Source organism: Streptomyces achromogenes subsp. achromogenes, from assembly GCF_000720835.1.
GTDB lineage: Bacteria > Actinomycetota > Actinomycetes > Streptomycetales > Streptomycetaceae > Streptomyces > Streptomyces achromogenes.
The window spans coordinates 40,353-61,667 of record NZ_JODT01000026.1; the positions used below are offsets into that span (position 1 = coordinate 40,353).

Sequence of the window (21,315 nt, forward strand, 5' to 3'; positions counted from 1 at the left end):
GCACCGGGCCGTCCGGGGCGCGCACCGGGCACGGCCGGGCCGACGCGGTGCGCTCCCGGAGGGCGGTTCAGTCGGCGATGGGCAGGTACACCCGGTTGCCGGCCGCCGCGAACTCCTGCGACTTCTGGGCCATGCCCGCCTCGATCTCGGACCGGCTGCCGCCGTGCTCCCGCCGGATGTCCTGCGAGATCTTCATGCTGCAGAACTTCGGACCGCACATCGAGCAGAAGTGGGCCGTCTTGGCGGGCTCGGCCGGCAGGGTCTCGTCGTGGAACTCCCGTGCCGTGTCGGGGTCCAGGGCGAGGTTGAACTGGTCCTCCCACCGGAACTCGAAACGGGCGTCGGACAGCGCGTCGTCCCACTCCTGCGCCCCGGGATGCCCCTTGGCGAGGTCCGCCGCGTGCGCGGCGATCTTGTAGGTGATGACGCCGGTCTTGACGTCGTCCCGGTTGGGCAGGCCCAGGTGCTCCTTGGGCGTAACGTAGCAGAGCATCGCCGTGCCCCACCAGGCGATCATCGCGGCACCGATACCGGAGGTGATGTGGTCGTACGCCGGCGCGACGTCCGTGGTCAACGGACCGAGCGTATAGAACGGAGCCTCGTCGCAGATCTCCTGCTGGAGGTCGATGTTCTCCTTGATCTTGTGCATCGGGACGTGCCCGGGGCCCTCGATCATCGTCTGTACGTCGAAACGCCTGGCGATCCGGTTGAGTTCGCCGAGCGTCCGCAACTCCGCGAACTGCGCCTCGTCGTTGGCGTCGGCGATCGACCCGGGCCGCAGGCCGTCGCCCAGCGAGTACGTGACGTCGTAGGCGGCGAGGATCTCGCACAGTTCCTCGAAGTTCTCGTACAGGAACGACTCCTTGTGGTGCGCCAGGCACCACGCGGCCATGATGGAGCCGCCGCGCGAGACGATGCCGGTCTTACGGTTGGCGGTGAGCGGAACGTACGGCAGCCGGACGCCCGCGTGGACGGTCATGTAGTCCACGCCCTGCTCGGCCTGCTCGATGACGGTGTCCTTGTAGATCTCCCAGGTCAGTTCCTCGGCCTTACCGTCGACCTTCTCCAGTGCCTGGTAGAGCGGCACCGTGCCGATGGGGACGGGGGAGTTGCGCAGCACCCACTCGCGGGTGGTGTGGATGTTGCGGCCGGTGGACAGATCCATGACCGTGTCGGCGCCCCAGCGGGTCGCCCAGGTCATCTTCTCGACCTCCTCCTCGATGGAGGACGTCACCGCCGAGTTGCCGATGTTGGCGTTCACCTTCACCAGGAACCGCTTGCCGATGATCATCGGCTCGATCTCCGGGTGGTTGACGTTGGCCGGCAGCACGGCCCGGCCCGCCGCGATCTCCTCGCGGACCACCTCGGGCGACACGTTCTCCCGGAGGGCCACGAACTCCATTTCCGGAGTGATCTCGCCCCGGCGGGCGTACGCGAGCTGCGTCACCGCCTGACCGTCGCGCCCCCGCCGCGGCTGGCGCGGGCGGCCAGGGAAGACCGCGTCCAGGTTGCGCAGCCCGCCGCGCGGCGAGGTGTGCTTGATCCCGTCGTCCTCGGGACGGACGGGACGGCCCGCGTACTCCTCGGTGTCGCCGCGGGCGATGATCCAGTTCTCCCGCAGCGGCGACAGGCCCCTGCGGACGTCCGTGTCGACGAGTGGATCGGTGTACGGGCCCGATGTGTCGTACAGCGTGACCGACTGCCCGTTGGTGAGATGCACCTGACGGACCGGCACCCGGAGGTCGGGGCGCGAGCCCTCGACATACGCCTTGTGCCAGCCGATGGACTTCCCGGCCTCCGTGGACTTCTCGTCCTGAGCGGAGGCAGGCGTGCGTGCGTCCTTGTTGGTCATGAGACCTACTCCCTACGCCGGCATTACCCGGTAACAGGTTCGGCGGTCGACGCAGCGGTTTCCGTCGGCTGATGTTCCCCGCGGAACATCGCTCGTTCCACGTGAAACATCGCATCCACGGAGGTCAGCGCCCTCTCAGCCCGGTGCTCCGAGCTCCCGCGTGTGCAAAGGTGCCTCCACGCTAGCGCCATGTATGGCGCGGTGAACAGTGGGCCCCCCTGCGTTCTTGGGATGATCGGGCGGTGACCAGCATGGAGCAGTACCCCCACCAGCCGCCCGAGCCGCACCGCCGAGACGGCTCCGAACAAGGCACCGGGCACGGTCACGGGGCCCCCGAAAGCGGCCGTGGAGCCGCTTCCGGGCACGGCCACGCGCACGGTCACAGCCACAGTCACGGCCCCGCCGCTCCCGTCTCCCAGCATCTGCGCAAGGTCATCGCGGCGATCCTGGTCCCCTTCACCGCGGCGGTCCTGGTCGGCCTCGTGGTGCTCTGGCCCGGACAGGCCCCGGAGCACAAGCGCACCGGCGTCGGCTTCGACCGGCAGACCCAGCAGGCCACGGTCACCCGGGTCGTCGAGCTGAGCTGCGCGTCGGCGAACGCCCCCGGTGTGCCCCCGACCGGTGACACTTCCACGGCCGAGGGCAGCTCGGCGCAGCAGCGGGCCAAGGGCACCTGCAGGAAGGCCACCATCCGGGTCGACACCGGCAAGGACAAGGGCCGTACCTTCACCGAGATCGTGCAGCCGGACCAGTCACGCCAGCTCCACCAGGGCGAGAAGGTCGTCGTCGCCTACGAGCCCTCGGCCCCGAGGGACCTGCAGTACGCGGTGACCGATGTGAACCGGAAGTTCCCCATGACACTGCTCGCGGGCATCTTCGCGGTCGCCGTGGTGCTGGTGGGCCGGTTGCGCGGTGTCATGGCGCTGGTCGCGCTGGCCGTCAGCTTCCTCGTGCTGACGCTGTTCATCCTGCCGGCGATCCTCCAGGGTTCGAACCCGCTGCTGGTGGCCGTGGTCGGGTCGAGCGCCATCATGCTGATCGCCCTGTATCTGTGTCACGGGCTGTCGGCCCGTACCTCGGTGGCGGTGCTCGGCACGCTGATATCGCTGGCGCTGATCGGTGTGCTCGGCTCGCTGTTCATCGGCTGGGCCGCGCTGACCGGCAACACGGACGACAACACCGGTCTGATCCACGGCCTGTATCCGTCGATCGACATGAGCGGCTTGCTGCTGGCCGGGGTCATCATCGGTTCGCTCGGTGTCCTGGACGATGTGACGGTGACCCAGACCTCGGCCGTCTGGGAGCTGCACGAGGCCAACCCATCGATGGGCTGGCGCGGGCTGTACCGGGCAGGCATCCGGATCGGCCGCGACCACATCGCGTCCGTGGTCAACACCCTGGTGCTCGCCTACGCCGGTGCCGCACTGCCGTTGCTGCTGCTGTTCTCGATCGCGCAGAGCAGCGTCGGGACCGTGGCCAACAGCGAGCTGGTGGCCGAGGAGATCGTGCGCACGCTGGTGGGCTCGATCGGTCTGGTCGCCTCGGTCCCGGTCACCACGGCGCTGGCCGCGCTGGTGGTGTCGGCCGACCGGGCCGCCCCGGACGCCGGGGCGGCCGGGTCGGCCGCCGGGGCCGCCCGGTCCGCGCCCGCGCGTGGCGGCCGGGGGCGGCGCCGGAAGCGGTGAGCGCCGGCGGTTCCGGCGCGGCGAGGTGCGCTGCCGGGACCGGCACCGTCGCGCAGAAGCGTTCCTGCGGCGCGGCGCGGGGGACCGGCGGAGCGCCCCCTCGCCGTAGCGCTTCAGCCGGCGCTCTGCTCCTCGGCCAGGATGCGGTCCAGGGCCTCGTCCAGATGCGCGTCGAAATCGGCCAGGGCGCCCTCCTGGCCGAGCGGCACCAGCTTGTCGGTGCGGTCGAGGAAGGCCACGAGCGGGGGCGCCGACGAGCGGAAGAGGGCGTGGTCGCCGCCGACCTGAAGGCGGATCAGCACCTCGCCCAGCACCTCGGAGTCGGCCGGGGAGATGCGCACGTCTCCCTCCCCGCACGGACGGCCGACCCCGTCGACCAGCAGCTCCCGCCCGAAGGCCCAGGTCACCGGCGCGTCGCCGGGCAGATGAAAGGTGAGCCGCACGGCGTAGGGATCACTGGTCTCGTAGCGCAACTCCACCGGGATGCGGAAGGAGAGCTCCTCCGACACGAGAAAGCTCATCATGACTTCTGCCTGTACGGACTCGCGCATTGACTACCCCGTCATATGACGTCGACTGGCCGGGATCGATCCCTCTGACCGTGCTCAAATCTAGCTGAACGTACACGGTGGATTACAAGGAGTGAGTTTTCAGATACTGATAGAGAGCGTGAGCGAGCCCAGGTGGCGCCCGATCTCCGTCTGCAGCCGGCGGGCGGCGGGCAGCAGCCGGTCGGCCTGGTGGGCGGGGAGCGAGATGGCCATCGTGGCGGCGGTGGCGCCGACCGTGAGGGGGATCGCCGCGCAGACCGTCCCGACGGCGTACTCCTGGCGCTCCACCGTCGGTTCCATCCGGCGGGTCCGGGCCAGCCGTCGTAGCAGCGCGTCGTCGTCCCGCACGGTGTACGGCGTGAGGGGCCGGACGGGGTAGCGCGCGAGGTGGTCGCGCCGCGCCTCCTCGTCCAGCTGGGAGAGCAGACACTGCCCGATGGCGTGGGCATGGCCGGTCTCGCGGAAGTCCGCCCACTCCTCGACCGCCGGAGCCTGCCGGGAGGCGGAGACGCACATGACCTCGATCTCACCGTCCCGGTACATCGCGTAATAGACCGGCACACCGATGGAATCGCGCCAGTGCGCGAGCGTGTCCGCCACCATGCTGCGACGTTTCTGCTGTGCTCCGCAGCGGGCCAGGCGTTCTGCGGCGTCACCGAGGAAGAACAGCCCCTTGTCCCGGTGCAGATAGCCCTCGTGCACCAGGGTGCGCAGCAGGTGGTAAGTGGTGGGCAGCGGGAGCCCGGTCTCGCGGGCGAGTTGTTTGGCGGGGGCGCCGTAGGCGTGCGAGGCGACGGTCTCCAGCAGGCGCATGGCGCGCTGGACGGAGCCGATGAGCGTGCCGGCGGACGCGGGCCGCGGTGCCGGCCGGCCGGTGGCGGACGGTGGCCCGCAGACATCCGCGGCGGGCGGCGGGCCGGGGCTGTCCGCCGGGGACGCGGTGCTCTGGCCGGGGACGAGCGGGGTCGGTGGTCGCTGGGGAGGGGGTGCGCAGGGGCGCGGTGCGAGGGCGGGTGTGTGGGGTGCTGCCGGTGCGGTGTCGACGATGGCCAAGGGGTCACTCCCGAAGCGCGAGGAGGGAGCCCGTGCGAGAGGAGGTGCACGGGGATCGGCGCCGCCCACGGAGCCGGAGCCTGTGGGGGGTTCCGGACTTTAACCGTCCGCCACCGCGCCGGAACCGCTCCGGACCGAAACTTCCCTCCCCCGAGGGAACCGCCCCTGTCACCGCTGACCGATGACCGGGTGCCTCACCACCCGCTGCGCGACGAGGAGTTGCCGGTGAACTTCCGCACGATGTAGATCAGGCCGCCGACCAGGGCGACGAAGACCAGCGCCTTGAACAGCAGGCCGATCACGAACCCGACGACACTCGCTATCAGGCCCCCGAACACGACCAGGGCGATGACCGGCACCGCGACCCACTTCACCCACCACGGCAGCCCCGCGAAGATCTCTCGCATCGCCTCGTCCTTTGCGCTCTCGTGCGTTGTCTTTCGTACGCACTCGATGCTAGGGCCGCGAAGGGCCCGAGCGGGGGCCCGGCATCCCTTGTCCTGCCCTGATCCGTCCCCTAGGGAACCCGGAGAACCCGGCTCACGCCTCGGGCGGAGAGAACACGACGAGCACCCTGAGGTCCTCGCTGATGTGGTGGAACTTGTGCGGGACCCCGGCGGGCACGTACACGACGCTGCCCCGCGCCACCTGCGTCGTCTCCAGGCCGACCGTGAGCGAGGCCCGGCCGCTGACGACGAAGTACACCTCGTCCTGGTTGTGCGGCTTCTGCGGGTCGTGCTCGCCCGCGTCGAGGGCGTACAGACCGACCGACATGTTCCGCTCACGCAGGAACTGCAGATAGGCCCCCTCGTTGGCGGCGCGCTCCGCCTCCAGATCATCCAGCCGGAATGCCTTCATCGCCGCTGCCGTCCTCGCTTCACTGCTCGCCGTCGCCCTGCTCCTCGCGGTCCCGCTCGCCGCCGTCCGGCCGGGTCCCGCCTGGTCTGCCACGATCAGACACATGAGGAATTTCCTAGTCAAGACGATCGCCAACGCGGGCGCCCTGGCGGTCGCGGTATGGGCGCTCGACAAGATCACTCTGACCGGTGACAGCACCGCCAAGAAGACCGGCACGCTGATCGCCGTCGCATTGATCTTCGGCTTGGTCAACTGGCTGGTCAAGCCGGTCGTGAAGGTACTCACCTTCCCGCTGTTCATCCTGACCCTCGGGCTGATCACCCTGGTCGTGAACGCGCTGATGCTGCTGCTGACCTCCTGGGTGTGCGGCAAGCTCGACCTCAGCTTCCACGTGGAGGGCTTCTGGACGGCCGTGCTCGGCGGCCTGATCGTCTCCGTCGTCTCCTGGGCGCTGCACGTCGTCCTGCCCGACGAGGACTGAGCGCGCCATGACCTACCGCGTCTGTTTCGTGTGCACCGGCAACATCTGCCGCTCCCCGATGGCCGAATCCGTCTTCCGCGCGCGCGTGGCGGAGGCCGGCCTGGAGGATCTGGTGGTGGTCGACAGCGCCGGCACCGACGGCTGGCACGAGGGGGAGCCGGCCGACCCGCGCACCGTCTCGGTCCTGGCGGAACACGGCTACGACAGCGAGCACACGGCCCGCCGGTTCCTGCCGTCGTGGTTCGCCCGGCTCGACCTCGTGATAGCCCTCGACACCGGCCACCTCAGGGCCCTGCGCCATCTCGCGCCCACCGAGGAGGACGCCCGCAAGATCCGCCTGCTGCGTTCCTACGACCCCGGTGCCGGCCCCGACCTCGACGTACCCGACCCGTACTACGGGGGCCGGGACGGCTTCGAGGAGTGCCTTGAGATGGTGGAGGCGGCGAGCACCGGGCTGCTCGCCGCCGTACAGGACGAACTGGAAGGACGGGCCGCATGAGCGAGGGCACGAAGGACGAGGGCCGCACGGGCGACGGCACGCGCGCGGTACGGGCGGGACTGCCCGAACCGGTCAAGCACGAGCCGACCCTGCCCGGCCCGGTGTTCGCGGCGCACTTCCACCTGCCCGGTGAGGTGACGGGACCGTACGCGTACGGCCGTGACGACAATCCGACCTGGACCCTGCTGGAGCGGGCCATAGGCGAGCTGGAGGCGCCGGGGCGGGAGGACGTCGAGACGCTGGTGTTCGCCTCCGGCATGGCGGCGATCTCCTCCGTGCTGTTCTCGCAGCTGCGCGCCGGCGACGCGGTCGTGCTGCCCTCCGACGGCTACCAGGTGCTGCCGCTGGTCCGCGCCCAGCTGGAGGCCTACGGCATCGAGGTGCGCACCGCGCCGACCGGCGGCGACGCCCAGCTGGAGCTGCTGGACGGGGCGCGGCTGCTGTGGATCGAGTCGCCGTCGAACCCCGGGCTCGACGTCTGCGACATCCGGCGGCTGGCCGATGCGGCACACGCCCGTGGCGCGCTGGTCGCCGTGGACAACACCCTCGCCACCCCGCTCGGTCAGCGCCCGCTGGAGCTGGGCGCCGATTTCTCCGTGGCCAGCGGCACCAAGCAGCTCACCGGGCACGGTGATGTCCTGCTGGGCTACGTGGCCGGCCGCGACGCCGAGGCGATGGCCGCCGTACGCCGCTGGCGCAAGATCGTCGGCGCGATCTCCGGGCCCATGGAGGCCTGGCTCGCGCACCGGTCCATCGCCACGCTCCAGCTGCGCGTCGACCGGCAGAACGCCACCGCCCTCGCGGTCGCCGAGGCACTGCGGCAGCGGCCCGAGGTCTCCGGTCTGCGCTACCCGGGCCTGCCCGACGACCCTTCGCACCCGGTCGCGGCGCGGCAGATGCGCCGTTACGGCTGTGTCGTGTCCTTCACGCTGCCCACGCGCGCGCGTGCCGAGCGTTTTCTCGCGGCCCTGCGCCTGGTGGAGGACGCGACGAGCTTCGGCGGGGTGCGGTCCACGGCCGAGCGCCGCCGCCGCTGGGGCGGGGACGACGTCCCGGAGGGCTTCGTCCGGATGTCCGTCGGCGCGGAGGACCCGGAGGACCTGGTGGCCGACGTCCTGCGCGCCTTGGACGAGTCCGCCGAGTAGCTCCTTCCGCGGTGGCCGGCCGCCGTTTCCAGGACGGTCCGAGCCTCCCCCCCTCGTGGCTCGGACCGTCTGCGGCCCGGGTGGAAAGACCGCCCGGACAAGGCTAGTTGACTCTGCGTCAGTGTCCAATCACGGTAGCGACAGGGGCGTATCGACATATTTATAGTTGGTTCCTGCCTGGCGGCCGGCGGAAGGGCGAGGAGGGCAGGGACAGGGAGGGCACGCCATGGATCTGGCCTTGCTGCGGACCTTCGTCACCGTGCACAGGGCCGGCTCCTTCACCCGCGCCGCCGCTCTGCTCGGGCTCTCCCAGCCGGCCGTCACCTCGCAGATCCGCACGCTGGAGCGCCAGCTCGGCAGGCCGCTCTTTCTCCGCCAGGCGCGGGGAGTGACCCCGACGACCATCGGTGACGAACTCGCGCACCGGGCCGCACCGCACCTCGATGCCCTGGTGGAGATAGCCGAGAGCGGCCTGGACGACGACGCCTCGTCGCGAACGCTGTACCTGGCCGGCCCTCCGGAGTTCACCACCGAACGCGCGCTGCCCGTCCTCACCGGGCTGACCGGCGAGGACGGGCAGGGCTTCACGCTGCGCGTCTCCTTCGGCACGGCCGAGGAGACGCTGGACGGGCTGGCCTGCGGCCGGCACGACGTGGCCATCAGCACGACCCGGCCGCGCGGGGCCCTGCTGTCCGCCACTGCGCTGTGCGACGAGGAGCATGTGCTGGTCGCGGCCCCGCGCTGGGCGGAGCGGATCGGTGCGGACACCGTACGGCTGAAGGGCGCTTCGGCCCTGGAAGACCTGCCCGTGGTCGAGGTCCACGAGTCGCTGCCGTTCGTCTCGCGCTACTGGGCTTCCGTCTTCGACTGCGCCCCAACCGCCACGGGCACGGTGATCGCCCCGGATCTGCGGGCGGTGCTCTCCTGCGCGATCGCCGGGGCCGGGCTGGCGGTGCTGCCCCGCTATCTGTGCGCGCACGCCCTGGACCAAGGCACGGTCGTCCCCCTGCTCGACCCGGTGGTGCCGCCGTTGCGCACATACTTCCTGGTGGTGCGGACCGGGACGCTCGCCCTGCCCCATGTCGCACGGGCCCACGCGTGGCTCCAGCGTGCGGCCGCGGCCTGGTGCTGAGGCCGCCCGGGTGGGGTGCACGCACAGCGGTCGGGCCGTGGCGCTTTGCGATGTTTCACGTGGAACCAGCGGGGCCACATTTCTCCCATGACCGTCCGACCCGTGGTCAAGCGCACCGCGCGTGCCGTTCTCCTGGACGGTGACGACCTGATCCTGATCAAGCGCACCAAGCCCGGCGTCGATCCCTACTGGGTCACTCCCGGTGGCGGGGTCGAACCCGGGGACTCGACCGTCGTGGACGCCCTGCACCGGGAGGTGTACGAGGAACTGGGCGCCAAGATCACCGATGTGGTGCCGTGCTTCGTGGACACGGTGGAGCACATCGGGGAGGACGGCGGCGCGACCGGCGTGAAGGTGCAGCACTTCTTCGTCTGCCGGCTCGAGTCCATGGACCCGTCCCTGCGACACGGCCCCGAAGTGGAGGAGCCGGCCGGCGAGTACGAGATCGTCCGCATCCCGTTCACCCGCGTCGGCATCGCCTCCGTCCATCTCGTCCCGCTGTCCCTGCGCCACTACCTGGACGGGAACATCGAGGGAGTGCGAGCCATGCACGCCCCCGATCTCGGGTGATCCCGGTCGGTCCGGGAGCTACCGCGCCGGTCCCACCAGTTCATAGGCTTCCCACAGGTCCAGGCCCGAGTAGGAGTGGGTGGCGAGGCCGGCCACATGGGCGTCGGCGTTGACCGCCACGGACACCGGCACCGCGGCGAACAGGTCCTTGTCCGATGCCGAGTCGCCGTACGCCACGCAGTCCGCGCGGGTCACGCCGAATTCCGCGCAGAGCCGTTCCGCGATGACCACCTTGGCGGCGGCGCTGAGCACCCCGGCCGGGTCGACGGGCTCGGTGAACGGTATGGCCGGGAAACGGGAGCCATGGGCCGCGTGAGCACCCCAGTCCAGGAGGCGTTCGACGAAGAAGGAGGGCGAGAGGGACACCACCGCGCAGTATTCGCCCACGCTCCTGATCCGCGCCCACACCTCGCGGATCCGGGCCAGCCAGGGAGCCGCCTCGAACGCGGCCCGCACATGCGCTTCGGTCAGGCCCGCCCATAGGTCGTACACCTGCGCGGCGTACTCCGGCGGGCCGATCCGCCCGTCCGCGATCGCGCGCTCCAGGGCCACCGTCTCGCTTTCCAGGCCCAACTGGCGGGATATCTCCAGCGGAGCGGTGGACCCGTGCAGCAACGTGCCGTCCATGTCGAACAGATGAAGTCTGGTCATGCCGCCGAGGCTAGTAAGGCCGTGCCATGTTTCACGTGAAACACCGCACAGCTGTCCGAGGGTTGTACGGATGGCCATGAGGTGGCCAAAAGCACGTGCGTCTGCATCGAAACAGGTGGACGGCGGGGGCGCCGTTCGGACAGCCTGACCTGCGTGCCAACTCCTTCCCTCACCCCTCTGCCCATCCGCCGTCTGACGCTTCGCGATCTCACCGCCTGCGCCGACCTGTCCGAAGACCGGGGGTGGCCACGCGAGGAACACAAGTGGGGCTTCCTCCTCACCGCCGGGAAGGGATACGGCATCGACGACCCCGAGGGCGGTCTGGTCGCCGCGTGCGTCGTCACGGAGTACGGCGGGTGGGGGCGGCCGGATCTCGGTGCCATCGGCATGGTCCTCGTGGCCGAGCGCCATGCCCGTCAAGGAGTCGGCCGCCGTTTGATGCGGCACATCGTCTCGGCCATGGGGACCACCCCGCTGACCCTGCACGCCACCCCCAACGGCCGGCCCCTCTACGAGGAGCTGGGCTTCAAGGTGACGGGCCGGGCCGAGATGCTGCTGGGCCGCTTCATTCCCGGCGGCCCGGAGTCCGCGGTCGTCACGCGTGCCGCCACCGCGGAGGACCTCCCGGCGATCGTGCGCCTCGACGAGGAGGTGTTCGGCACCGATCGCACACCTCTCATCACCCGGTTGCCCGCCTTCGCCGATCAGCTGCGGGTCGCCGAGGAGGCCGGCCGGCTCATCGGCTACACCGCCGCCTGGCCCAACATGGACACCCATGTCGTGGGCCCGCTGATCGCCCGGGACACCGAGACCGCCAAGGCGCTCATCGCCTCGCTGGCGGCCCGCACCGAACGCCCCCTGCGCACCGACATCGACGTGCGCCACGAGGAGCTGCTGGCCTGGGCCAAGGAGCGGGGGCTGGCCTCCGTGGCCTTCAACTCGGTGATGACCTACGGCATCGCGGACCTGCCGGGCGACTGGACCCGGCGGTTCGCACCCCTGACCGTCGCCGCGGGCTGACCCGCGTACGGGCGTGCGCCGGCCCCGCCGCTCGGTGCGGCGGGGCCGGCGTCACGAGGTCGGCCGCCGGATCAGGCGAGTGCCTCCACGGCCGCGGTGGCGAACCCGTGGTCCTGCTCCGGCGCACCCCCGCCGACACCGATGGCGCCGATCAGCCGGCCGTCCCGGCGGACGGGGACACCGCCCGCGATGAACAGCAGGGGCCGGTCGAGAGCGGTGGGCAGGGTGTGGAAGAGGCCGCCGGGCTGGACGGCGTCGACGAGGTCGGCGGTGGGCGCGTTCAGCTGGAGGGCCGTGTAGGCCTTGCGGGTGCTGGTCTCGCCGGAGATCAGCACGGCCCGGTCGTCCCGGCGGAAGGCGAGCAGGTGGCCGCCGGCGTCCAGGACGGTGACGCTGACGGTGACTCCGGCGTCCTCTGCCGCCCGGCGGGCCGTGGCGACGAGCAGCTCGGCGTCCTCGGTGGTGAGCGGGGCGACGGTGGTGGTGCTCATGGAGCTGTCTCCTTGGATGGTGCTGGTGTTGGTGCTTGCCGTACCGGGACGGAGCCCCGGTACGGGCGTCTGGGGGATTACGGGGGGGTGAGGCGTCCGGAGTGCGGTCCGCTCAGTGGTGGACGGCGGTCCGGCGCTCGGCCGGCGCCCCGGAGGCGACCACGGTGCCGTGCGTGCCGTCCCGGCGCTCCAGGGCGGCCGAGAGGAAGGCGAGGAGCAGCGCGGCAGCGGCGAGGGCGGCACCGACCCAGTTGGGGGACGTGTAGCCGAAGCCGGCCGCGATCACGACACCGCCGAGCCAGGCGGACAGGGCGTTGCCCAGGTTGAAGGCGCCGATGTTCACGGCGGACGCGAGCGTCGGGGCCCCGTGCGCCTGGTCGAGGACGCGCTTCTGCAGCGGCGGCACGGTGGCGAAGCCCAGGGCGCCGATCAGCGCGATGGTGACCGCTGCCGCGACCTTGTTGTGGGCGGTGAGCGTGAAGAGCGCCAGGACGACGGCCAGGGCGCCCAGGGAGATGTACAGCATCGGCATCAGGGCGCGGTCGGCGAACTTGCCGCCGACGAGGTTGCCGCCGACCATGCCGAGGCCGAACAGGACCAGCAGCCAGGTGACCGATCCGTCGGAGAATCCAGCGATGTGGGTCATCATCGGCGCGATGTAGGTGATGGCCGCGAAGACACCGCCGAAGCCGAGGACGGTCATCGCCATGGCGAGCAGGACCTGGGCGTTCTTGAAGGCGGCCAGCTCGTGGCGCAGCCGCACGCCTTGCGGGCGGGGCAGCTCGGGCACGAGCTTGGCGATACCGGCGAGACCGACGACGCCGAGCGCGGCGACGATGCCGAAGGTGACGCGCCAGCCGACGCTCTGACCGATGAGCGTGCCCAGCGGGACGCCGACGACATTGGCGACGGTCAGGCCGGTGAACATCATGGCGATGGCTCCGGCCTTCTTGTCCGGTGCGACCAGCTCGGCCGCGACGACCGACCCGATGCCGAAGAAGGCGCCGTGGGCGAGGGAGGCGATCACCCGCCCGAGGAGCATGATCGCGAAGGCCGGGGCCACCGCGGAGAGCAGGTTGCCGGCGATGAAGAGGCCCATCAGCAGCATCAGCATGCGCTTGCGCGGGACCTTGGTGCCGAGCACCGTCATGATCGGGGCTCCGATGACCACACCGAGGGCGTAGCCGGTCACGAGCAGGCCCGCCGTGGGGATGGAGACCCCGAAATCGCTCGCGACCTCGGGCAGCAAGCCCATGATCACGAACTCGGTCGTTCCGATTCCGAAGGCCCCGATCGCGAGGGCCAGAAGCGCGAGAGGCATGTGGGGGTACACCTTCCCAAACGATTGCAGGAGCGCTTAGCGTGCGTCCACAATAGTTGCAGACGCTGGCTAAGTGCAAGCGCCCACTATTGCACCGGTGCTCTACTCTGGTGGGAAGCCGCTCCCGGACGGAGGAAACGCCAATGACAGCGACGGACCCAGCGCTCACCGCCCTGGCTCAGGGCTGGTGCGCCCTCTCTGCGCTGCACGGAAGGATCGAGGCGCACATCGAACGCGCCTTGCAGGCCCAGCACGATCTGAGCGTGCGCGAGTACTCGCTGCTGGACGTGCTCAGCAGGCAGCACGCCGGCGAAGGCGGACATCTGCAGATGAAGCAGGTCGCCGACGCGGTCGTACTCAGCCAGAGCGCCACCACCCGCCTGGTGAGCCGGCTGGAGGACCGCGGCCTGCTGGAGCGCTACCTCTGCCCCACCGACCGGCGAGGCATCTACACCAACGTCACCGAAGCGGGCCTGCGCCTGCTGGAAGAGGCGCGGCCCACCAATGACGCCGCCCTGCGTGAGGCCCTGGACGATGCCGCGAAGAGCCCCGAACTGGCTCCGCTGGTGCGGGTGGTGGAGTCGCTGAACGTGCCCGCATAGGGTGCGCGCATGGGAGATCTCGAGATACGCGCCGCGACCGCCGACGACCTTCCGGCGATCGTCGCGATGCTCGCCGATGATCCGCTCGGAGCCCAGCGCGAGTCACCGGACGACCTGACGCCCTACCGGACCGCGCTGGCGCGCCTGGCCGCCGACCCGAACCAGCACCTCGTCGTCGCCGTGCGCGAAGGCCGCGTCATCGGCACCCTGCAACTCACGACCATCCCCGGACTCTCGCACCGGGGAGCCACCCGCGCCCTCATCGAGGCCGTGCGCATCCACGCCGACGAACGGGGCAGCGGGCTGGGCAGCAAGCTGATCGAGTGGGCGATCGACACCTCCCGGCGGCTCGGCTGCCGGATGGTGCAGCTGACGTCCGACAAGACACGTACCGACGCCCACCGCTTCTACGAACGGCTGGGCTTCACGGCCTCGCACGAGGGCTTCAAACTGCGGCTCTGACCGCCCTCCGGTGCGCCGCGACGGCCGAAGGGTGTGTTTCACGTGAAACACACCCCTGGCCGGCGTGGATCAGCCGATGCCCCGCCACCCCTGGGCATCGACGCCCCCGGGCACCGCGGCCTCGGGGTCGTACGGCTGCCGAGTGAACACAAACGAGCCGAGGTCGAGATGGCTCACGGATCCGTCCGGGCGCCGCACCGGCCGCAGCAGCTCGCCGGCGTAGTAGCCCTCCAGCCCGGTCCAGGTACCGTCACCGTTCGCGCGGAAGCGGGCCCTGCGGCCTCTCCCGGTCAGCGGTGCCAGGGAGAGCAGCCCGTCGGCGGTCGCGCGCAGGCCGAAGGCGTGCGTCCCCCAGTACCACTGCCCCACCAGCTCCAGCACCGCCGGATCGACTTCGCGCAGGGGCCGCCAGGGTTCGGGGAAGCGGGGTTCCGCCTCGGCGACGATCCGCACCAGGTCCGCCGCCACGGCACCCGGCAGCGGTCCGCTGGTGCAGTTGGTGAGCACCACCGCGGCCACATCGTCCGCCACGCTGAGGGTGAGACTCGCCAGGAAGCCCGGCAGCGAACCGGAGTGCCCGACGAGCAACCGGCCGTCCCGGTGCTGGATCTGCAGCCCGAGGCCGTACGTGACCCCATCCACCACGTCAGCGCTCTCGGCCGGTGCCGCGGGCGTCCGCATCTCCGCCACCGACCGCGCGCCGAGGACCCGGTCGTCTCCGCGGGCCAGGAACGCGGCGAACCGCGCCAGGTCCCCGGTGGTCGACCAGAGCTGGCCGGCCGGCGCCATCCGGCCCAGGTCCTCCAGCGGCTCGGGCAGCATCGCGTCGGCCCACGGGTGCACGGCCCAGCCGCCCGCGTGCGGAGCCTGCGGCTGCGTACTCGTGCGGTGCAGGCCGAGCGGCTCCAGAATCTCCTCGCGCAGCACCTCCTCCCACGAGGCGCCGCGCACCTCCTCCACCAGGGCGCCGAGCAGGGCGTAGCCCGGGTTGGAGTAGTGGTGCCGGCGTCCGGCGGGATGCAGCAGGGGCTGCTCGCCGAGCACATCGCTCAGTTCGGGCCGCAGTGAGCCGGGCGTCCGCTCCCACCAGGGCGCGGGTGATTCGGCCGCCAGGCCCGCCGTGTGGGCGAGCAGCTCCGCGATGGTCGCCTCCCCCACCCCCGTGCCCGGCAGATGCTTCTCCAGCGGATCACCGAGGTCGAGCAGACCCTCGTCGCGCAGCCGCAGCACCAGCACGGCGGTGAAGGTCTTGGTGATGGATCCGATCCGGTACTGCACCGTCTCGTCCGGTCCGTGTCCGTCCACCGAGGTGCGCGCCCCGTGCCACACGGCCCTGCCGTCCCGTACGACGGCGGCGACCAGCGACGGAGCCCGTCCCTCGGCCTGCGCGACGGCGATCCGGTGCAGCAGCGCGCGCCGGGTGCCCGGCAGCAGGGATTCCTGAGGTGTCGTCATGCGCCCAGTCCACCCCGGCGCCGCGGCGGCCGTCGAATCCATTTGCTCGTGCCCGGGCCGCTGTGGCGCCACCTGCCGTCGTACGGCTCGTCACGTTCGTGGGCCCCTCAGTCCAGACAGAACTCGTTGCCCTCGATGTCCTGCATCACGATGCACGAATCGTGGCCGTCGTACAGCAGTCGCTGGCGTACCGCCCCCAGCGGGACCAGTCGTGCGCACTCGGCTTCGAGCGCGGCGAGGCGTTCTTCACCCACGAGGCCGGTGCCGACCCGCACGCAAAGATGCACCCGGTTCTTGACGACCTTGCCTTCGGGCACGCGCTGGAAGAACAGGCGCGGACCCACGCCGGAGGGATCCACGCAGGCGAACCGCGACCCCTGGTCCTCCGGCGGCAGCGAGCGGTTGAACTCGTCCCAGCTGGTGACCCCCTCCGGCGGTGGGGGCACGACATACCCCAGCACCTCGCACCAGAAACGGGCGAGGCGCTCCGGTTCCGCGCAGTCGAAGGTGACCTGAAACTGCTTGATCGACACCATCGGCTCACCCTAGTGGCGCGTACGGTGCACCGGAACCCTGGAGCGTCATCGTCTCCCGGGCCGAGGACTCGCGCGTCGGGAGGACCTCAGGTCTGGGCCATGTCCACGAAGCGGGAGTAGTGGCCCTGGAAGGCGACCGTGATGGTGGCTGTGGGGCCGTTTCGGTGCTTGGCGACGATCAGGTCCGCCTCGCCCGCGCGCGGGGACTCCTTCTCGTAGGCGTCCTCTCGGTGCAGCAGGATGACCATGTCGGCGTCCTGCTCGATGGAGCCGGACTCACGCAGGTCGGAGACCATCGGCTTCTTGTCGGTGCGCTGCTCGGGGCCACGGTTCAGCTGGGACAGCGCGATGACCGGGATCTCCAGCTCCTTGGCGAGCAGCTTGAGGTTACGGGACATGTCCGAGACCTCCTGCTGACGGCTCTCGGCGCGCTTGGAGCCGCCGGACTGCATCAGCTGGAGGTAGTCGATGACGACGAGCTTCAGGTCGTTGCGCTGTTTCAGGCGCCGGCACTTGGCACGGATCTCCATCATCGACAGGTTCGGGGAGTCGTCGATGTAGAGCGGGGCGGCCGACACGTCCGGCATCCGGCGGGCGAGCCGCGTCCAGTCCTCATCCGTCATCGTGCCGGACCGCATGTGGTGCAGGGCGACGCGGGCCTCGGCTGACAGCAGACGCATCGCGATCTCGTTGCGGCCCATTTCGAGCGAGAAGATCACGCTCGGCAGGTTGTGCTTGATGGACGCCGCCCGGGCGAAGTCGAGTGCGAGCGTCGACTTACCCATGGCGGGCCGGGCCGCGATGACGATCATCTGCCCGGGGTGGAGGCCGTTCGTGAGGGAGTCGAAGTCGGTGAACCCGGTGGGCACGCCCGTCATCTCGCCGCTGCGCGAGCCGATCGCCTCGATCTCGTCGAGGGCGCCCTCCATGATGTCGCCGAGCGGGAGGTAGTCCTCGCTGGTGCGCTGCTCGGTGACGGCGTAGATCTCGGCCTGGGCGCGGTTGACGATCTCGTCCACGTCGCCGTCGGCCGCGTACCCCATCTGTGTGATGCGGGTACCGGCTTCGACCAGGCGGCGCAGGACGGCCCGCTCGTGGACGATCTCCGCGTAGTACTCGGCGTTGGCCGCCGTCGGAACGGTCTGGACGAGGCTGTGCAGGTACGCGGCGCCGCCGACCTTGTTGATCTCGCCGCGCTTGGTCAGCTCGGCGGCGATGGTGATCGGGTCCGCCGGCTCGCCCTTGGCGTAGACGTCCAGGATGGCCTGGTAGATCGTCTCGTGCGCGGGCTTGTAGAAGTCGTGGCCCTTGAGGATCTCCACAACGTCGGCGATGGCGTCCTTGGACAGCAGCATGCCGCCCAGCACCGACTGCTCGGCGTCCAGATCCTGCGGCGGTACCCGCTCGAAGGAGGAGGCTCCGCCGTCCCAGGAGCCGGACTCCCGGCCCCGGTCGTGCTGCTCGTCGCGGCCCCGGCCGCCGTCACCCCGCCGGCGGGAGGCCGGCAGACGATCGCTGGGTCCGCTCTCGGCCCACGGATCGTCCAAGGGCTCGGAAATACTCACCGAGCCACCTCCTCCCGTCCGCACGGCGGACCTCGCCGTGGCCTCTTTTGTACGGCACGACACTGACAAATCGAGAAGCCCGACTCCGGTTCTCGCGCGTCGGATTTGTGACGGTTCCCGGGCCGGACGAGGGTCACTCGCCGGGCCGCGCGAAGGAGCGGGCGCCGCACCACGGTAGGCCCGTCGGCACCGTCAGCCAATCTGGTTATCCACAGGCCATGTGGACGACGGGCCCGATGCTGTGGAGAACTCACCGAAACCTGTGCACGACCCGGTGGACAGCCCTGTGAACAAGCCCTCGATCTTTCCGGCATCGCACCCCTGACCTGCACCTTTGTGATCCACCGGCTGTGCAGAAGAAAAACTTCCCCACTCGGGCCAAGATCGCTTCGAACGGTGCCCGAAACGACACGGCCCGAGAGGAAAGGTAAGGAGTGTAATGCGGTTGCATCGCTTACCTGTGGACGATTAGATTGATGCGCATGACAGAGGCTCCAGACATACCCCAGGCCACCCGACGGCGGCACGACCGAGAAATCGTCGCGCTGGCCGTGCCGGCCTTCGGTGCCCTCGTCGCCGAGCCCCTTTTCGTCATGGCCGACAGTGCGATCGTCGGCCATCTCGGGACCGCCCAACTGGCCGGTCTCGGCGTCGCCTCGGCGCTCCTCACCACCGCCGTGAGCGTCTTCGTCTTCCTCGCCTACGCCACCACCGCCGCGGTGGCCCGTCGAGTGGGCGCCGGCGATCTCCCGGCGGCGCTCCGGCAGGGCATGGACGGCATCTGGCTGGCCCTGCTGCTCGGCATCGCCGTCATCGCCGTCTTCCTGCCGCTGGCCCCCGGTATCGTCGAGCTCTTCGGCGCCTCGTCCACCGCGGCCCCCTACGCCACCAGTTATCTGCGGATCTCCGCGCTGGGCATCCCCCCGATGCTCATCGTCCTGGCCGCCACCGGGGTACTGCGCGGCCTGCACGACACCAGGACCCCGCTCTACGTCGCCGTCGCCGGCTTCGTCACCAACGCCGCCCTCAACGCCGGACTCGTCTATGGCGCCGGACTCGGCATCGCCGGCTCGGCCTGGGGCACGGTCATCGCGCAGTGCGGCATGGCCGCCGTGTATCTGACGGTGGTCGTCCGCGGGGCCCGCCGGCACGGCGCCTCCCTCCGGCCCGACGCCGCCGGCATCCGCGCCTCGGCCCAGGCCGGCGTACCCCTCCTGGTCCGTACGCTCTCCCTGCGGGCGATGACCATGATCGCCACGGCGGTCGCGGCTCGCCTCGGGGACGCCGACATCGCCGCGCACCAGATCGTCCTCTCCCTGTGGAACCTGCTGTCCTTCGCGCTCGACGCGATAGCGATCGCGGGGCAGGCCATCATCGGCCGCTATCTCGGTGCGGACGACGCCCAGGGGGCCCGCCAGGCCTGTCGCCGCATGGTCCAGTGGGGCATCGCGACCGGTGTCGTCCTGGGCGTGCTCGTGGTGATCTCGCGGCCACTCTTCCTGCCGCTGTTCACCAGCGACTCCGGGGTGAAGGACGCCGCGCTGCCGGCCCTGCTGCTCGTGGCGCTCGCGCAGCCGGTCTGCGGAATCGTCTTCGTCCTGGACGGAGTCCTGATGGGCGCGGGAGACGGCCCCTATCTGGCCGGTGCCATGGTCGTCACCCTGGTGATCTTCGCACCGGTGGCCTTGCTGGTGCCCACGCTCGGCGGCGGGCTCACCGCGGTCTGGGCGGCGATGGCCCTGATGATGACGGTCCGCATGCTGACGCTGTGGCTGCGCACCCGCTCGGGCCGCTGGATCGTGACGGGCGCGACCCGCTGACTGCTGCGCCCCGCTCCCGGTCGTGGTCCGTTTCACGTGAAACATGCCGCGGTGACCGCTCCTGCCATGGTCCGCGCGGTCATGCGAAAGGGGCCGCATCCTTCACGGATGCGGCCCCTCTCAACGGCTCAAGCGAGCGTTGCGATCACGCGGCGATCAGGCCGCGACGACCTCGATGCTGACCTTGGCGGCAACCTCGGGGTGCAGACGCACGGACGTCTCGTGGGCGCCCAGGGTCTTGATCGGAGCGCCCAGCTCGATGCGGCGCTTGTCGACCTCGGGGCCACCGGACGCCTTGATCGCGGACGCGATGTCGGCCGGGGTGACGGAACCGAAGAGACGGCCGGAGTCGCCGGAGCGGACGGCCAGGCGGACCTTGACGCCCTCGAGCTGGGCCTTGACCTGGTTGGCCTGCTCGATGGTCTGGATCTCGTGGATCTTACGGGCGCGGCGGATCTGCTCGACGTCCTTCTCGCCACCCTTGGTCCAGCGGATAGCGAACTTCCGCGGGATCAGGTAGTTGCGAGCGTAACCGTCCTTGACGTCGACGACGTCGCCCGCGGCACCGAGGCCGGAGACCTCGTGGGTGAGGATGATCTTCATGAGTCGGTCACCCTTCCCTTATCGCGCGGTGGAGGTGTAGGGCAGCAGCGCCATCTCACGGCTGTTCTTGACGGCCGTGGCGACGTCACGCTGGTGCTGCGTGCAGTTGCCGGTCACGCGGCGGGCACGGATCTTGCCGCGGTCGGAAATGAACTTCCGCAGCATGTTCGTGTCCTTGTAGTCCACGTACGTGACCTTGTCCTTGCAGAAAGCGCAGACCTTCTTCTTCGGCTTGCGCACAGGCGGCTTCGCCATGGTGATTCTCCTGTGTGATCAAGAAGTGGGGGTACGACCCACCCTCGGCCCGGACCGGCCCGGAAGGCCTGGCCCGAAGGCTTAGAAGGGGGGTTCGTCCGAGTAGCCGCCACCGCCGCCGGAGCCGCCGCCCCAGCCGCCGCCACCCTGGTTGCCACCGGCGGGAGCGCCGGTCGCCCACGGGTCGTCGGCCGGAGCGCCGCCCTGACCGCCACCGGGGCCACCGCCCCAGCCGCCGCCCTGGCCGCCACCGCCGCCGTAACCGCCCTGCTGGCCACCGCGGGCACCGCCACCGGCGGTCTTGGTGACCTTGGCCGTGGCGTTGCGCAGGCTGGGGCCGACCTCGTCGACGTCCAGCTCGTAGACCGTGCGCTTGACGCCCTCGCGGTCCTCGTAGGACCGCTGCTTCAGCCGGCCCTGCACGATGACGCGCATGCCTCGCTGGAGCGACTCGGCGACGTTCTCCGCCGCCTGGCGCCAGACCGAGCAGGTCAGGAAGAGGCTTTCGCCGTCCTTCCACTCGTTCGTCTGGCGGTCGAAGGTGCGGGGAGTGGACGCGACACGGAACTTCGCGACCGCCGCACCGGACGGGGTGAAGCGCAGCTCGGGGTCGTCGACAAGATTGCCGATGACCGTGATGACGGTCTCGCCTGCCATGGGGGAACCTCTCGGCGGGTTTGCTGCTCTGGCTGCTTGGTTGCTGCTACT

Annotated in this window: 24 protein-coding genes; 10 read left to right on the forward strand and 14 right to left on the reverse strand. The window is 70.4% G+C overall.

Annotation, left to right across the window (positions count from 1 at the left end; genetic code table 11):
• Positions 1-67: 67 nt before the first annotated feature.
• On the reverse strand, positions 68-1,852 hold the full coding sequence (thiC, locus tag IH25_RS0125450; protein ID WP_030615045.1) for a phosphomethylpyrimidine synthase ThiC: 1,785 nt from the start codon (positions 1,850-1,852) through the stop codon (positions 68-70).
• A 251-nt stretch (positions 1,853-2,103) separates the two neighbouring features.
• On the opposite strand from thiC, the gene IH25_RS0125455 reads away from it, so the two are divergent.
• The gene (locus tag IH25_RS0125455; protein ID WP_030615047.1) at positions 2,104-3,537 is read left to right on the forward strand and encodes a YibE/F family protein; all 1,434 of its coding nucleotides are present in this window, start codon (positions 2,104-2,106) and stop codon (positions 3,535-3,537) included.
• A gap of 113 nt (positions 3,538-3,650) precedes the next feature.
• Here the strand turns inward: IH25_RS0125455 and IH25_RS0125460 are convergent, their stop codons facing one another.
• From IH25_RS0125460 to IH25_RS0125475, 4 genes are all read right to left on the reverse strand, one after another.
• Entirely contained in the window at positions 3,651-4,088 is a 438-nt protein-coding gene (locus IH25_RS0125460; RefSeq protein ID WP_030615049.1) for an SsgA family sporulation/cell division regulator, read from the reverse strand.
• Between the two features lie 99 nt (positions 4,089-4,187).
• The gene (locus tag IH25_RS0125465) at positions 4,188-5,141 is read right to left on the reverse strand and encodes an IclR family transcriptional regulator (RefSeq protein WP_394298450.1); all 954 of its coding nucleotides are present in this window, start codon (positions 5,139-5,141) and stop codon (positions 4,188-4,190) included.
• Between the two features lie 194 nt (positions 5,142-5,335).
• Positions 5,336-5,548 carry a DUF5326 family protein gene (locus tag IH25_RS0125470; RefSeq protein ID WP_030615053.1) on the reverse strand — a complete coding sequence of 71 codons (213 nt, stop codon included), beginning with the start codon at positions 5,546-5,548 and terminating at the stop codon, positions 5,336-5,338.
• A gap of 133 nt (positions 5,549-5,681) precedes the next feature.
• Positions 5,682-5,999 (reverse strand): cupin domain-containing protein, encoded by a 318-nt coding sequence (locus IH25_RS0125475; RefSeq protein ID WP_030615054.1) that lies wholly within the window; start codon positions 5,997-5,999, stop codon positions 5,682-5,684.
• A 103-nt stretch (positions 6,000-6,102) separates the two neighbouring features.
• Here IH25_RS0125475 and IH25_RS0125480 point away from each other — a divergent pair, with 103 nt between their 5' ends.
• The 5 genes from IH25_RS0125480 to IH25_RS0125500 all read left to right on the forward strand — a co-directional run bounded on the left by IH25_RS0125480 (position 6,103) and on the right by IH25_RS0125500 (position 9,826).
• A complete protein-coding gene (locus IH25_RS0125480) occupies positions 6,103-6,480 on the forward strand; it encodes a phage holin family protein (protein ID WP_030615055.1) in 378 nt (125 codons plus the stop codon).
• Positions 6,481-6,487: 7 nt separating this feature from the next.
• A complete protein-coding gene (locus IH25_RS0125485) occupies positions 6,488-6,979 on the forward strand; it encodes a low molecular weight protein-tyrosine-phosphatase (RefSeq protein ID WP_030615056.1) in 492 nt (163 codons plus the stop codon).
• Positions 6,976-8,124 carry a cystathionine gamma-lyase gene (locus tag IH25_RS0125490; RefSeq protein WP_030615058.1) on the forward strand — a complete coding sequence of 383 codons (1,149 nt, stop codon included), beginning with the start codon at positions 6,976-6,978 and terminating at the stop codon, positions 8,122-8,124. The genes IH25_RS0125485 and IH25_RS0125490 overlap by 4 nt, the downstream gene beginning before the upstream one ends.
• A gap of 226 nt (positions 8,125-8,350) precedes the next feature.
• Positions 8,351-9,256: a LysR family transcriptional regulator gene (locus IH25_RS0125495; RefSeq protein WP_030615060.1), complete on the forward strand. Its 906-nt coding sequence runs from the start codon at positions 8,351-8,353 to the stop codon at positions 9,254-9,256.
• A gap of 87 nt (positions 9,257-9,343) precedes the next feature.
• Positions 9,344-9,826, forward strand: a complete 483-nt coding sequence (locus tag IH25_RS0125500) for an NUDIX domain-containing protein (protein ID WP_030615062.1) — start codon at positions 9,344-9,346, stop codon at positions 9,824-9,826.
• 18 nt (positions 9,827-9,844) lie between these two features.
• Here the strand turns inward: IH25_RS0125500 and IH25_RS0125505 are convergent, their stop codons facing one another.
• Complete coding sequence (locus IH25_RS0125505; RefSeq protein ID WP_030615065.1) at positions 9,845-10,477, reverse strand: HAD family hydrolase; 633 nt, start codon at positions 10,475-10,477, stop codon at positions 9,845-9,847.
• Between the two features lie 153 nt (positions 10,478-10,630).
• On the opposite strand from IH25_RS0125505, the gene IH25_RS0125510 reads away from it, so the two are divergent.
• Entirely contained in the window at positions 10,631-11,497 is an 867-nt protein-coding gene (locus IH25_RS0125510; RefSeq protein WP_030615066.1) for a GNAT family N-acetyltransferase, read from the forward strand.
• Positions 11,498-11,568: 71 nt separating this feature from the next.
• Here the strand turns inward: IH25_RS0125510 and IH25_RS0125515 are convergent, their stop codons facing one another.
• Both IH25_RS0125515 and IH25_RS0125520 read right to left on the reverse strand, forming a co-directional pair.
• Positions 11,569-11,988, reverse strand: coding sequence for a GlcG/HbpS family heme-binding protein (locus tag IH25_RS0125515; protein WP_030615069.1), 420 nt, complete (start codon positions 11,986-11,988; stop codon positions 11,569-11,571).
• A gap of 112 nt (positions 11,989-12,100) precedes the next feature.
• Positions 12,101-13,309: an MFS transporter gene (locus tag IH25_RS0125520; protein ID WP_030615072.1), complete on the reverse strand. Its 1,209-nt coding sequence runs from the start codon at positions 13,307-13,309 to the stop codon at positions 12,101-12,103.
• A gap of 143 nt (positions 13,310-13,452) precedes the next feature.
• Between IH25_RS0125520 and IH25_RS0125525 the strand changes: the two genes are divergently transcribed.
• Both IH25_RS0125525 and IH25_RS0125530 read left to right on the forward strand, forming a co-directional pair.
• Positions 13,453-13,911 carry a MarR family winged helix-turn-helix transcriptional regulator gene (locus tag IH25_RS0125525; protein WP_030615075.1) on the forward strand — a complete coding sequence of 153 codons (459 nt, stop codon included), beginning with the start codon at positions 13,453-13,455 and terminating at the stop codon, positions 13,909-13,911.
• Between the two features lie 9 nt (positions 13,912-13,920).
• Positions 13,921-14,373 carry a GNAT family N-acetyltransferase gene (locus IH25_RS0125530; protein WP_030615078.1) on the forward strand — a complete coding sequence of 151 codons (453 nt, stop codon included), beginning with the start codon at positions 13,921-13,923 and terminating at the stop codon, positions 14,371-14,373.
• Between the two features lie 69 nt (positions 14,374-14,442).
• On the opposite strand, the gene IH25_RS0125535 is transcribed toward IH25_RS0125530, so the two are convergent.
• The 3 genes from IH25_RS0125535 to dnaB form a co-directional block, all read right to left on the reverse strand.
• Complete coding sequence (locus tag IH25_RS0125535; RefSeq protein WP_030615081.1) at positions 14,443-15,828, reverse strand: serine hydrolase domain-containing protein; 1,386 nt, start codon at positions 15,826-15,828, stop codon at positions 14,443-14,445.
• Positions 15,829-15,935: 107 nt separating this feature from the next.
• On the reverse strand, positions 15,936-16,364 hold the full coding sequence (locus IH25_RS0125540) for a VOC family protein (RefSeq protein WP_030615084.1): 429 nt from the start codon (positions 16,362-16,364) through the stop codon (positions 15,936-15,938).
• A gap of 86 nt (positions 16,365-16,450) precedes the next feature.
• Positions 16,451-17,929, reverse strand: a complete 1,479-nt coding sequence (gene dnaB, locus IH25_RS0125545) for a replicative DNA helicase (protein WP_030615087.1) — start codon at positions 17,927-17,929, stop codon at positions 16,451-16,453.
• Positions 17,930-18,411: 482 nt separating this feature from the next.
• Here dnaB and IH25_RS0125550 point away from each other — a divergent pair, with 482 nt between their 5' ends.
• A complete protein-coding gene (locus IH25_RS0125550) occupies positions 18,412-19,749 on the forward strand; it encodes an MATE family efflux transporter (protein ID WP_030615098.1) in 1,338 nt (445 codons plus the stop codon).
• 156 nt (positions 19,750-19,905) lie between these two features.
• Here the strand turns inward: IH25_RS0125550 and rplI are convergent, their stop codons facing one another.
• The 3 genes from rplI to IH25_RS0125565 all read right to left on the reverse strand — a co-directional run bounded on the left by rplI (position 19,906) and on the right by IH25_RS0125565 (position 21,264).
• The gene (gene rplI, locus IH25_RS0125555; RefSeq protein ID WP_030615103.1) at positions 19,906-20,352 is read right to left on the reverse strand and encodes a 50S ribosomal protein L9; all 447 of its coding nucleotides are present in this window, start codon (positions 20,350-20,352) and stop codon (positions 19,906-19,908) included.
• Between the two features lie 18 nt (positions 20,353-20,370).
• Positions 20,371-20,607: a 30S ribosomal protein S18 gene (rpsR, locus tag IH25_RS0125560; protein WP_003949403.1), complete on the reverse strand. Its 237-nt coding sequence runs from the start codon at positions 20,605-20,607 to the stop codon at positions 20,371-20,373.
• Positions 20,608-20,688: 81 nt separating this feature from the next.
• Positions 20,689-21,264 carry a single-stranded DNA-binding protein gene (locus tag IH25_RS0125565; RefSeq protein ID WP_030615107.1) on the reverse strand — a complete coding sequence of 192 codons (576 nt, stop codon included), beginning with the start codon at positions 21,262-21,264 and terminating at the stop codon, positions 20,689-20,691.
• Positions 21,265-21,315 lie beyond the last annotated feature (51 nt).